Below are 12,917 nucleotides of genomic sequence, written 5' to 3'. Positions count from 1 at the left end.
TTTATATGCCACGTGAAGTTGAAATTGAATATAATCCATATAAGCCTCAGCTTAAGGTTGTAATAGATGGCGTTCAAATTCCAGCTTTTAGTAGACTAGTTCAGTACTCGGATGAATATATTTGGCAATGGGCACCGGAAATTATAGATGCTCTGTATGCCGAGGTGCACGATGATTTTATTCTTTCATTTATTGGAACTGATCAAGATGCAGAGATTGTTCGTTTTATATCGAATAATCATGATAAGTGCGTAGGGTTCAGAAATACACAATTTCCAATTGTTGATTCTCTTCCAAAGAGAATGGGGAAACTGAATCAGTTGATTAAGAAAGCTGGAATAACGTCTTACCATAGAACGGTAGTTGATGCAACATTTCTGGTTTCATCAATTCATCAAGATCTATTAGATGATATTTTAAAGATTGATATTAATAATCTGTTTTGTGCCGTTAGAGTGAGTACGATAGGTGAAAAATGTGAATACGAAGAAACAGATAATTCGATACTTTTTATTGTAATTGATAGTTTGGAGCAAGGAGCAAGATATTTGGAAAGAATATCAGTTCACAAACCAGCATTTGTTTTGGTTATTGGAAATGAAAATAGAATTCTATCTATTGCTAATAATAATTGGTGTTTTGAAGTAACAAAAGATAAAGTGTTTGACATGATTTTTCAATGTTTTATACAAATGCCGTTAACTGTGGCATTTAGAAGATGCTTAGAAAGTATTAAGGGTGGTAATAAATTAGCTAAAGAACTTAAAGTGATTTCAGCAATAGAGCCAATTATCAATATAAAAACTGAAAAAAGTGTAGAAACTGGTAAAAGTATACGCATAGAAATCACTCAAAGTCCTAATGTTGGAATAATTCCAAAGCTTATATTTAAAGTGAGAAATGAAAAGATTGCTTCTTGTGATGGATTATCAGTTTATGGTTTATCAGAGGGTGATTGTGTCTTAGAAGTGTATAAATTGGGTACTAAACAGCCCTTTTTTACGAAAAATATACATGTATATAAGCGTAATAGAATAACAAGTTTGGTTTTGTCTGATGATACTTTATTGATGGGTGTTTCTGATACTGAAAATCTTATATTAGATTATTATCCTGTTGATGCTGACAATGTCGATGCTATTTTATGGAAAAGTACAGATGAGAAAGTACTAAGAGTAGATAACAAAGGAAATGTTGAGGCAGTTGGTCCGGGATCATGCAGAATTATTTGTACAGCAGAGAATGTGTCAGCACAGTGTATTTGTACAGTTAAACATCATCTACAAGACTTGGAATTTGGTGCTCCTGTTGATGAAAATGGAAATATAAAGATAGAAGCATTACAAGAAGTAGAATTAACATATAAATGTGTTCCGGATGATTGTATGGACGGAGACATTACAATTAGATCAAATAATTCTGATATTGTGAATGTTGTAAAAAATGTATTATATGCAAAGAAGTGTGGCGAAACCACAATTGTAATTACAAATTCAACTAATCGAATTAGTCGTGTTTTTAATGTCGTTGTGTCTAAAGCAAAACGAAAAAAGAATAAAAACGGCTTTTTCAATAAATTATTTAAATAAAGAAGGGAGATTATTATGGGAAAGTACATAGGGATTGATTTAGGTACAACTTTTTCATGCATGGCTTACATAAATGATAATGGACAACCTGAAATTATTCCAAATAGTGAAGGAGATAACATCACTCCTTCGGCTGTATTATTTGATGAGGATAGTACTGTAGTAGGTAAAGAGGCTAAATCACAAAGTCTATTTGATCCTCAAAATTTTGAACAGTTTGTCAAACGTCATATGGGAGAACGAGATTATTTTTTCACTACTGAATCAGGAGAAAAATATTCACCTGAGGCTATCTCGGCTATTATTTTGTCAAAAATGAAAAAAGATGCTGAAAGTTATCTCGGAGATACTGTAGATGGTGCAGTTGTAACAGTACCTGCATATTTTAATGAGGCACAACGTAAAGCTACTATGGATGCAGGGAAAATTGCTGGTTTAAATGTGCTTGCTATTATCAATGAACCAACTGCCGCAGCACTTTCTTTTGGAATTTCTAAAGGAACAGATAAAGAGCAAACAGTTATGGTTTATGACTTAGGTGGTGGAACATTCGATGTTACTATTATACGTTTTAATAGTGATTCTATAACTGTATTAGGTACATCTGGTGATAGAAAATTAGGTGGATATGATTTTGATTCTAAGATTATTGAAGCTGTAATGGAAGAAGCACTAGAAAATGGAATTGATATTTCTAAGGATATGACAGCACGTCAAGATTTACAATTAAAAGCTGAGAGTGCAAAAAAATCATTATCATCAAAAGATAAAACAAAAATCACTTTAAATGTTGGTGGACAGCCATTCAAATATACGCTTACTAAAGAAGATTTTCTTGATCTTGTAGAACCATTACTTTATAAAACAGTCAGCAGTATGGAGAATGCCTGCGATGAAGCAGGAATTGAATATGAAGATTTAGATAAAATCTTGATCGTTGGTGGATCAACAAGAATGCCAGTTGTTCGTGACTTTATTGAGGAAGAAACTGGAATTATACCTTCTTCTGAAGTTCATCCTGATGAGGCTGTTGCAATTGGTGCAGCATACCATGTGTTAGATGTGTTAAAAACGCAAAAAGCTAAATCAGAAACAACAGGAAGTACAAAAGAAGATGTTCAAGTAATAGATATACCTGAACCAGCCAAGAAATATTCATTTACAGATGTAACTTCACATGGTATTGGGATTGTTATTACTAATGAATACAATGAACAATCAAATTCTGTAATTTTACCAAAGAATGTTCAGGTTCCGGCTGAAAAAACAAATTATTACCAAACAACTGTTCCGTATCAGGAGACATTAAAAATTCAAGTCACTCAAGGTGAAGAAGAAGATTTGCGATATGTTACAATAATTGGTACAGCTGTTATTGAAATTACTCCTCGTGAACAAATAGTTGGTATTGAGGTTACTATTGCATGTGATGAGAATTCAATAATTCATGTAAGGGTATATGACCAGGATTTACAATGTGATTTAGGTGAAATGCATATTGATCGTGTTTCAAACCTATCTGAAGAAGAGGTAAAAAGAAACATAGATAGTATTAGTAGATTAAATATTAGTGGTGAATAGGGAGAAAAGTTATGGTTATTACATATGATCTTTATAAAGAATTAGCTCTTGACCGTTCTTGGGATGAACCGACTATCAAAAGCAAATTAAAAGAAATTCAGAGACTTTGGACAAAGAGACAAAGTGCATGTAATGATAAAGAGCAATTAATACTTATAGACAGCATTCTTGAAAAAGTTGGTGAGGGCTTTAGATATTTAGTTAAAGCAACTAAAAGAAAAGAGTATGATACATCTTTAGATAAAGCCTATAAAGAAGGAAAAATAAAAGATTACGCAGAAGAAAAGATGAAGAGTCTTATTGAAGAAGCTAAGCAGTACTATCGTAAGGGTGACATTAAATTGGCTACTCAGTGTGCTGAAGAAGCTATTGAAGGTAAGGTAAACGATCCAGATGCATATAATGTATTAGCTAGATGCTATTTTGATATGCAGAATTACGGTAAGGCTGTTAAAACTATTGATGATGGAATTAATATTTTTAACGACGCCATCAATCTTCATTGGTTAGGAGCAAGAATGGCTATTACAGGAACTAAGGATTATGAAGATGCTCAAAAGAGAATTAATAAATTATTGGAATTAACTCCAAATTCTTCTATTGGTCATTCAGAACAAATCAATTTACACCTTAATAAGGGTGACGAAGATTTGGCGTTCCAGGAAATTGATACTTATATTGAGGCACATCCTGCTGATAATGACTTTAAGCGTAATACTGCATATAATATTATTTCATATTCAAATAATTGTTATTTTTACGATGAAAAGGACAATTCTACATTTATTGCAAGTAAATATGACTACCAAAAATGTCTGAAGTTACGTACTAAAGCAGCTGAAATTTATAGTGATGAACATACTCAAAATCAGCTAGAGGATGCAAAGTTTTATGGACAGAAAAAATGGAATTCTTGGAATGTAGAGAGCATAAAATCATTAACAATTTATGGTCTTATTCTATTCTTCTTAATTCCGATGATTGGGGTACCATTATTACTTATTGATGCGATTCTTGTTTATTTTAGTTTTAGACCATATTGGCAGATTAACAAAACTTATGTAACTGGAGAAATGGGTGCACTTGAATCTTTGGTAAGTTATATTGGTGAATTAGCAGCAAAGTTTGGTGGATGGTTTGTTCGCTTTTTATGGAATTGTATCGTTGCAATTATCAAACTTGCATACTATATCGCTACAGGAGCGTTCTTTAGATAAAACATTAGTATAATTTCGTATTAAAATTCGAATATTGAATTTATTTTTAGCAGCTATTTAAATCTGTTAAGTAATTTTTAAGTCTATCACAGATTGAATGTGATGGACTTTTTTGCTATAAGGCATTGGAGGGATTTAATGGGAACAAGAAAGAGTGAACGTTTTGAAAATTATATGGATGTGTCAGTTCCTGAAACTCAAGGAGATGTAACAATACAAGAAGAATTTTCTGAGGAGACTAGTGATTTATTTGAAGACCGATTATCTAATTTAGATAAACTAAAAGAAATAGAATTAAGTAAGTTTGGTAATGATTTAGATTTAGTAGATAAATCTGATAAAATGAATCTAGAACCTAAAAATAATATACAAACGCCTAGCATTAAGAGGATGATAAATGCACATTTAGGTCGATATGAAGAACAAAATATAATCAATAATAATTATGAGAACAACTGTAAAGAAATGCTTGCTGATCAACGTGATTTAGATATCAACATAGATGGTGCATTTGATGCGGTGCCAGACGATAGGAAAGAAACGGTTTATGATTTATTTAAAAAATCACCTAATGAAGTCAAAAATATTGCTAATATGTTAAAAGATAAATTATCTGTAGAAAAAGTGATCGATGATGACTAATGTGGACCCCGAGTCAAGGACATTAAATAAAAAGGCGCTTAAAAATGATTAGAAATAAAGATATCCTCTAGGTGTAATTAACCAGGAGGATATTTTTATGTGTAAACTATGTAAATATGTAATTATTAAAGATGGAGTTTTATGTGTATTGGAAACAGATAGAATGAAGGAAGTCATAAGAAATGAACTTGGTGTATTTGACTACCGAGATTATATATTTGATGATGATCCATCAGTCTATCTTCTTGTAAAGGATTTAAGTGTATATGATACTGGTCATACTATTGTTTACAGATCATTTCCAGATGATGCTGACGGTTATTTTAATGGCACTGTTATATTCACTAAGATGGATGATTTTGGCTTTGCATCATTAAGTAATAATGATATAGATATAATCAGAAGTCATTTACGCAGACTACCTGATGGACTGTTTGAAATGAGTTATTCTTTGAAGGATAGCTACTAATTTCTCGAGCGTTGAGTTTCTATCAAGATTATTTCTTATCTGTCTGAATTTTTCCTTATATTCATCAGGCTCCTTTGCGACATGAATTAGTGGGTATTCACCAGTTATATAATATTCAAAATATTCATTTGGTGAAAGTTTGGCCAGATTGTACTGATAACGATCATTGTTGTAATAAACCATATAGGAATCTATTATTTCCTTTAGTTCTTCATATGAGCAGGCATTCTCTGTATATCTACCTATCTCATCTTTCATATGTCCGAAGAAGGATTCCTGGGGAGCGTTGTCCCAGCAGTTTCCTCTTCTTGACATTGACTGTCTGATTTCCAGGCTCTTGAGTAAGTCAATAAACTTGACACTTGTATAATGCACACCCTGATCACTGTGTATCAAAGCATCAGTGTGAATATTATGCTTATGTTTACTGTAAAGCTGATTGATTGTCTCCAGGACAAAGTCTACTTCTAAAGACGGTGATAATACATATGCAAGAATCTGCTTTGTAAATCCATCCTTTATCACCGATAGATAGGCTTTAGATCTTTTGTGACCGTAGAATAGATAAGTAATATCTGTTTCAAGCACATATCCAGGACCATATTCCTCGAAGTGTCTGTTTAGAATATTATCTGCATAATTTGATGTTTTCATTGCCTTAGCCATTCTTCTTGCAGGATTGGCTTTTCTTATTGGACAGAATAGTCCGTATTTCTTCATCAGTCTTGAAATCTTTTTATGGTTCATCACAATGCCCATGTGAAGAAGACGCATATGAATACCACGTCTGCCCTTGTCATATCCTTTGAACCTGTATGCTTCTAAAATCAGTTCAAAATCCTTACGGTCTTGTTCTTCTTTTTCGCTTATGGAACCTTTTCGTTTCTTCCATGAATAGAACCCACTTCTTGAAACACCTGCAGTATCACATAATGCTGAGACACTCAGATTATTACTAGGTGATTCAAGAGTTCTATCTATCATTTTATATTTTTCTCTTATTGTTTGCCCTTCTGCAGTTTTAATATTTGCTTTCTGTTGATAAATCTCACTCTTTTTAAAAAATCGTTCTCCTGCTGGAGAATTTTATTTTTCTGCTTAAGCCTTTCTAGCTGTTCCTCAATGGTAAGATTCTTTGTAGAAGGTCTTCCGGATTTTGTGCCTCTGGTATCCTTGAATCCTTCTTCCCTTGCTGCTTCTTTCCTTACACGATCTGTGAACTTGAGAGTTCGACTAGATCCTAACATATGAGGATCAAATCCATACTTTCTAAATATGTTTCCAGGCATCATGCCTTTCTGTAAATCAATCCAGAAGAGTTCTTTGAATTTTTCTGAATAGGTTATGCTTTTGATAGATACTTTCTTTACATATGGATTCTTTTCGAGTTCCTTTACTTGTTCATCACTAAAATAGTTTACTCCCATAATAACACCACCATTCTATAATCATTATACTATGCAAAATAAAAACCCTGTAAAACAGGGTCACGAAATAAATATCCTTTTTTATCGTGTCCTTTTTACAGGGTCCATTTTAGACAGTTATTATGATCTTTTAGATAAGAAAATAAAAATGGAGGAAAATATTGACGATTCTGAATATGCTGAAATTTTCAGTCATGAATACGGACATTTTGTAGATAATCAATTTAATGATATTTCTAATTCAGAACAATTTGTAACTTCTATAAAGAATGATTTGAAAAAATATGATTCTAACACAAAAGATGGACTAAGTAATTTAAATGATTTAATTGATAACCTTGTGAAATCAGATGTAGCTTTTGACATGGCAATATCGGATAATATGTCAGCACTATTTAAAAATGATCCAAAACTTATGGAAAGTTATTCAAAAGAAGGAATTGCTTACTATGGACATGATAATGATTATTGGAATATATCTGGTAATTGTGAAGCAGAAATATTTGCAAATAATTTTAGTATGCTAGCCCAAGGAAATAATGAGTCTTGTGAATTTATGAAGAAATATTTTCCTAATACATGGGAAAAATTTAATGAAATACTTAAGGAGATGTAATATGAATTCTATAGAGTTTGGAAAAAAATGTAGATTGATAAATATTAAATATAGAGAAATATTTGGATATGTTCCTTGCTATAAAAATTATAAATGTTCTCAGCAAGAATATTATGATGCATTGGTAAAAGCCGTTGAAACAAAACAAGAAATAACAAATTTTATTTCTAAACGCTAAGTTTATGAAAAATGTTGCTACTAGATCATTAAATTTAACTTAACGCCTATTTTTCTACTTTATAGCCACCTAACTCAAATCATCATTTCTCGAACAGTTGTAAAATGATCTTAAAAGGTCAGGTGAGTGCTATGATAACTGAAAACCAGGTAAAAAACTATTTAAGATCTAAGGATAAGGATTATGTAAATAAACTTATCGAATCATTATATGAACAGGATGATGAAGACATTGATCCATCTCATAAGGCATGCCCTATATGTGGTTCAGTCCATTTCAAGAAGAATGGAAAAGATAAGAACAGACATCAGAGATATATCTGTCTTGACTGTCACAAGTCTTTTAGTGATAGAACCAACACCTTATTCTACTGGTCTCATTTTACTTTGGACCAGTGGCTTCACTTCATTGAACTGGAACTATATAAAATGCCTCTAGAGGGTGAGGCTCAAGTCTTAGAGACAAGCAAGACGACCTGCTTCTATATGCGTCATAAACTTTATCATGCAGCATCTGAAATCATGGGTCATCAGAAATTATCTGGTGAAGTTGAAATAGATACACAGTATAAAAGTATAAACCTAAAGGGAACACGTCCTCAAAATATGCCTAGATACTCAAAGAAAAGAGGTAAACAGGCTGCATATAGAGGAATATCTCATCACAAGGTTGCCATTGTCTGTGCTACAGATGAAAATGATCATATGATGATGCAGGTATCAGGTCTTGGAAGTGAGTCATTCGATAAATATAAAGCGAATAAAGACTACTTTAAGGATGTGGAAGAGTTCATATCAGATTCAAAGGCAAGCATACAGCAGTTTGCCAACTATCTTGAAGCAGTAAACAATAAGATAAAGACATCTCCTTTAGAGAAGAGATATCTTACTGATGATGGTAAATCATTAGGAGCTGTCAATGAGATGATGACAGAAGTAAGCTCAATGATACAGACAACAAGAGGCGTTGGCACCAGATACATACAAGGTTATCTAGATTTCCTGCTTCTTAAGAAGCAGGCTAAGTATACATTCAAGAGAAAGGAAATGGCATCTGAGATTCTAAGAATGATGATGGATACTGAGGCTTTCAGTAATGAAATGGTAAGAGCTACACCTATGCCTATTTCACTTAAGGAAGCATATTACGAATATCGTTATGGTATATTCGCTGAATAAGATTACTCAAAGCAACAATTTTCTTAAATTGAGCGTTTCTAAAAAGAATTTAATCTATAATGATTCAAATAAAAAGTATTAACAATTGAGCAGAATAATTTTGCTTGTAATAGTTTCAATACCTTCATAAAAAATTCTAATAATTCATATATCTATGTTAGAATATTAATAAGAGGGGAGGCGATGATATGAGAAAGAAGAAGTTTATAATAGGTCTATCTATTGTTGCAGTTATTACTCTTTATTTTGCATATCATCGCTTTGAGACATCTATCGCTGTAGAAATAGATGCACCCTATGGGATTACATGTACTACTTCTAAATCACGTATAGATGGTGATCATTATAGTCTATGTCTGCATATTAACTCATATAAGTTTAAAGAAGAATATATCAACATTCAGATTAAGACATATGACGAAAATAATGAATTACATGAATACAGTACGACCTATAAGATAGATAAGAAGATACCTTTTAAGTTTTCTACAGATACAGATGAAGACATAAAAAAAGTCGTTGTGAGCATTACACTCACAACGGCTTTTCGTTATAGAGCGTGTATAGAACGTTAAATGAATTTTAAAAATCTTTTATTGCATATAAACAAAAATAATGTGGAAAAGATGTTAATAATATATTAACAAGAAAAAAGAAAACGCTTCACAATCGATATGGAAGTAAAAGTTTAATATGTACTGATATAGATAATAGAAGCGAGAAAGGAGTTAGTTATGGATCAAGATTTTAAAGCATTAATTGCGCAAGCTGAGAGTGGTGATGTGAATGCTATGATAAAGGTTGCTGGTTGTTATAATGCAGGAATGAATGTTGAGAAGAGTGATACACTTGCATATAAGTATTATAAGATGGCAGCAGATCACGGTCATATAGAAGCTCATGTCAGAACTGCGATACATTTATTATTTGGTTATGGTATCCCCAAGGATAAAAAAACAGGAGTTAAATATTTGAAAATAGGTGCTGACAATGGATCTGCCTTTGGACAGTATATGTTAGGATTTCTTTATAACACAGGAAAAATAGGATTATTTGGAAGAGAAAGAAAAGCATTGCAATATTTTGAAATGGCGGCTAAACAAGGACATGCAAAATCACAAATAGAATTGGCTAATATGATTATGATAGGTGATCATAATGGATATACATTAGATGATGTGGTTTTTTGGTTATCTTGTGCCTATTTACATGTTGATAATGCTCCTAAGGAAAGTGCTGATGCACTAACACTTCTTAATCATTTGGTTGATAATGGAATTCCAGGAGGTAGCGAATATATTCTAGATGTAATGAATGATGCTCGTTGTAATTATCCACAATATCTAGATAACCCAAAATAAACGATATTTGAAAGGGAGTATATTGTTATGAGAATTCTTAAGTCAATATATGAGAAAATAATCAACAATGTTCCTGAACATATGCCTGAATCAGGAGGTATGCTAGAAGGTAATAATAACACGATTACATCTGTAGTATTTGATGAGGGCAAGCAAGATGAATTTAGGCATTGTCATTATACGCCAAATGTTGAAATGTTGAATTCTATCCTTCTTGAATGGGCAGAGAAGGATATTGAATTTTATGGGTTATTTCATACACATTTCCACAGTGTTTCAACCTTATCTGAAGGTGATATTACCTATATTAAAAATATACTGGGTGTAATGCCTGAATCAAAGAAGTTACTATATTTTCCAATTGTTGTTTTGCCAGAAAAAGAAATTATATCATATTGTTGTTCTATGATTGGGTCAGAGCTAAATATTGTTGAAGATTCAGTCGAATGTATGGAAACTATTTAGAATTTAGAAGTTGGTAGAGTCAAAAGTTTATGAAAAACTTGATGAATGACAGATTTCAGGGCTCGATGAACGATGCGATATCATTCATGTAGTATTAAAATTGAATATTTTGAATTTTTCTAAACCGAATGATTATAAAGGTAATAAAAAAACACCTAAAAAAGGCGCAATGAGGGTATCGTCTCCTGAGCACTGCTTGGAGAAATGATTAATTGTCAGCTGGATGGTACTTATGTGATATCTCAATGAGCTTGAGCCACTGATCTGGCATAAGCATATTATTATCAAACAAGCCAGTTACAGGTGTCTTGTACTTCAGTGATGAATGTTGTCTCAGAAAATTAAAGAAGCATACAAAGAGAATCATATAGCTGTTGGCACCCTCTATCTTGTCATAGCCGTTAGTTCCATAGTAGTTCTGCTTGTATGTTCGATTCAGTCTCTCTTCAATCTGCTTGAAGGGTCTGTATTTCTTGAATATCTCATCTTTGTTTTTAACGCCGATTATCTGGTGAAGGTCGAACTTGATGCCGTTGATATCAAAGAATACCTGAGCTGCATTGTAAATAGGATTGCCATCAGTGATGAGTGTAAGGTTCTCTGGAATCTTCCCGTTATAGTGTCTCAGACAGTCATAGATTGATCTGCAGGTGCATTCTGTATCACGTGTAGGATAGATGGTATGTGATGTGATGACTTCGAACTAGGGTCTGACCAGAAGAACACATACTGATTCTTTCCTCTTACCTTGATGTATGTTTCATCACCTGATAATACAGAACCAATCTTATAGGGATAATGGTCAACCATATCCTTCACAAGAGCTGATACGCCATTAGTGTAGTTAATGACGGTCTGATGTGAAATACGTACGCCATGAACCTGTTTCATGATGAGAGCAGTCTTTCTGGCGCCAAGGCCATAGTTGACGTAATAGGTCAGGATAAGCCTTAGAACCTTAGAATCAAAGTGTATTCTGGATAGATTATAGCTTATATTCAAGTCGTTACTGACATTCTTGAGAGATTCTAAGTTGAACTTGAAATCACGATAGTGGTAATGGAGACGATACTGCTTGCTTGAAGTGAGAAGTGAATCACTATCATCACTGTCCTGGATCTTCTTGTTATGCTTATAGTATGAACAGTCATGATTTTGACAGACATAGACGAGATAGCCATTGCGGTCATGATGCAAAGTGAGCTTATGCTTGTAGTAGGGACAGTATATTCCAACATCTTCCTTGACTGTAGTCTTTAAGGTGAATGTGTTCTTACAGGCCTTGCATTTATACTGGCCTCTTCCTCTGCTGTTGTCATAGATGTACTCTTTAGGAGCACCACAGTAAGGACAGACGCCATCAAATGTGAAGGAGTCATCGCTTCTGCGCTTTACAGGTTTCAGGTAGCTTTCTCTGATGATATCTTCAAATGAGATCTGCTTGATAAGCTCGTCTCTGAATATAGGAGGCTCATCTATCTTGAAGTCTGCATAAGGAATCTGAACATCCTTATTCTTACTGGATTTAAGTTTGGATAGTTCCTTCCTGGTAATTGGATTGATCTTATCCTCAAAGAAACTGTTAAGCCAATCAATGTGTTTTGAAGCCTCTTCAAGATGATGAATAACATCAATATTATTCAGACGATAGGAAACAGTATCAGGAATCTTGCCAAGGAGATTCAAAGCCTGAAAATACTGAGAGAACTTAAAATTTTGTTTAGAAAAAGATTCAATAGAATTAATTAAATGTGTTATACTTTCCATGATGAAACATCCTTTCGTGATATTTTGGTTGGCGCTAAAAGTATAACACAGGAGGTTTCATCTTTTTTAGTTAAATACGAAAAAAAGATGATTACTAAGATATACTCAGTAATCATTTTACTGTTTATATAGATAAAATTGAGGGTAGTGTATTTATGCTATGTGATATAGATTTTTGACACTACCTTAAAAGAAAGGAGGAGAGTCGGAATGAAAGTTATTCGTAATGTATCTTCTGAGGTTGCTTCTAAGAAACTTGAGCAAGCTGCATCTGAAAAATTTGTAGCAAACGAAATGGCTAGTAGTTGCCTATGCCGTTGCAGTGACGGCTAATCATGCCATCTGCATTCCTTAAAAAAGTGTAATACAGGCAAATGTAGTACTGCGTCAGCAACTGAAAAGTCTGTTGATGCAGTTTTTTTATTTA

15 protein-coding genes are annotated in these 12,917 nt (G+C 33.1%); 12 read left to right on the top strand and 3 right to left on the bottom strand.

The genetic code is table 11. The features are described from left to right. The first annotated feature begins 5 nt into the window (after positions 1 to 5). The 5 genes from NQ499_RS11995 to NQ499_RS11975 all read left to right on the top strand — a co-directional run bounded on the left by NQ499_RS11995 (position 6) and on the right by NQ499_RS11975 (position 5,498). Positions 6 to 1,589, top strand: a complete 1,584-nt coding sequence (locus tag NQ499_RS11995) for an Ig-like domain-containing protein (protein WP_006506471.1) — start codon at positions 6 to 8, stop codon at positions 1,587 to 1,589. A gap of 15 nt (positions 1,590 to 1,604) precedes the next feature. Next, the gene (locus NQ499_RS11990; RefSeq protein ID WP_006506472.1) at positions 1,605 to 3,170 is read left to right on the top strand and encodes an Hsp70 family protein; all 1,566 of its coding nucleotides are present in this window, start codon (positions 1,605 to 1,607) and stop codon (positions 3,168 to 3,170) included. 11 nt (positions 3,171 to 3,181) lie between these two features. Then, positions 3,182 to 4,387, top strand: a complete 1,206-nt coding sequence (locus tag NQ499_RS11985; RefSeq protein WP_006506473.1) for a tetratricopeptide repeat protein — start codon at positions 3,182 to 3,184, stop codon at positions 4,385 to 4,387. A 138-nt stretch (positions 4,388 to 4,525) separates the two neighbouring features. Continuing rightward, positions 4,526 to 5,029, top strand: coding sequence for a hypothetical protein (locus NQ499_RS11980; protein WP_040390086.1), 504 nt, complete (start codon positions 4,526 to 4,528; stop codon positions 5,027 to 5,029). Between the two features lie 97 nt (positions 5,030 to 5,126). After that, positions 5,127 to 5,498, top strand: a complete 372-nt coding sequence (locus tag NQ499_RS11975; protein WP_006507025.1) for a hypothetical protein — start codon at positions 5,127 to 5,129, stop codon at positions 5,496 to 5,498. Here NQ499_RS11975 and NQ499_RS11970 read toward each other — a convergent pair. Together NQ499_RS11970 and NQ499_RS11965 are read right to left on the bottom strand one after the other, a co-directional pair. Next, positions 5,448 to 6,482: an IS3 family transposase gene (locus tag NQ499_RS11970; protein ID WP_006507026.1), complete on the bottom strand. Its 1,035-nt coding sequence runs from the start codon at positions 6,480 to 6,482 to the stop codon at positions 5,448 to 5,450. The genes NQ499_RS11975 and NQ499_RS11970 overlap by 51 nt on opposite strands. Positions 6,483 to 6,496: 14 nt before the next feature. Continuing rightward, positions 6,497 to 6,925: an HTH domain-containing protein gene (locus NQ499_RS11965; RefSeq protein ID WP_006507027.1), complete on the bottom strand. Its 429-nt coding sequence runs from the start codon at positions 6,923 to 6,925 to the stop codon at positions 6,497 to 6,499. A gap of 148 nt (positions 6,926 to 7,073) precedes the next feature. On the opposite strand from NQ499_RS11965, the gene NQ499_RS11960 reads away from it, so the two are divergent. From NQ499_RS11960 to NQ499_RS11935, 6 genes are all read left to right on the top strand, one after another. Further along, the gene (locus NQ499_RS11960) at positions 7,074 to 7,541 is read left to right on the top strand and encodes a hypothetical protein (protein ID WP_040389583.1); all 468 of its coding nucleotides are present in this window, start codon (positions 7,074 to 7,076) and stop codon (positions 7,539 to 7,541) included. Between the two features lies 1 nt (position 7,542). Continuing rightward, positions 7,543 to 7,719: a hypothetical protein gene (locus NQ499_RS11955; protein WP_259848524.1), complete on the top strand. Its 177-nt coding sequence runs from the start codon at positions 7,543 to 7,545 to the stop codon at positions 7,717 to 7,719. 131 nt (positions 7,720 to 7,850) lie between these two features. Continuing rightward, entirely contained in the window at positions 7,851 to 8,897 is a 1,047-nt protein-coding gene (locus tag NQ499_RS11950) for an IS1/IS1595 family N-terminal zinc-binding domain-containing protein (RefSeq protein WP_040389582.1), read from the top strand. A gap of 188 nt (positions 8,898 to 9,085) precedes the next feature. Continuing rightward, on the top strand, positions 9,086 to 9,472 hold the full coding sequence (locus NQ499_RS11945; RefSeq protein WP_006506907.1) for a hypothetical protein: 387 nt from the start codon (positions 9,086 to 9,088) through the stop codon (positions 9,470 to 9,472). 159 nt (positions 9,473 to 9,631) lie between these two features. Next, entirely contained in the window at positions 9,632 to 10,258 is a 627-nt protein-coding gene (locus tag NQ499_RS11940; protein WP_259848523.1) for a tetratricopeptide repeat protein, read from the top strand. Positions 10,259 to 10,285: 27 nt separating this feature from the next. After that, on the top strand, positions 10,286 to 10,723 hold the full coding sequence (locus NQ499_RS11935; protein ID WP_006506904.1) for a hypothetical protein: 438 nt from the start codon (positions 10,286 to 10,288) through the stop codon (positions 10,721 to 10,723). 624 nt (positions 10,724 to 11,347) lie between these two features. On the opposite strand, the gene NQ499_RS11930 is transcribed toward NQ499_RS11935, so the two are convergent. Then, the gene (locus NQ499_RS11930; RefSeq protein WP_006506901.1) at positions 11,348 to 12,490 is read right to left on the bottom strand and encodes a hypothetical protein; all 1,143 of its coding nucleotides are present in this window, start codon (positions 12,488 to 12,490) and stop codon (positions 11,348 to 11,350) included. A gap of 210 nt (positions 12,491 to 12,700) precedes the next feature. Between NQ499_RS11930 and NQ499_RS11925 the strand changes: the two genes are divergently transcribed. Then, a complete protein-coding gene (locus tag NQ499_RS11925; RefSeq protein WP_006506900.1) occupies positions 12,701 to 12,823 on the top strand; it encodes a hypothetical protein in 123 nt (40 codons plus the stop codon). Positions 12,824 to 12,917 lie beyond the last annotated feature (94 nt).

It is taken from the genome of Catenibacterium mitsuokai (assembly GCF_025148785.1).
Taxonomy (GTDB): domain Bacteria; phylum Bacillota_I; class Bacilli_A; order Erysipelotrichales; family Coprobacillaceae; genus Catenibacterium; species Catenibacterium mitsuoka.
Note: the sequence above shows the minus strand (reverse complement) of the source record. Positions and strands in the feature narration are given on the sequence as shown.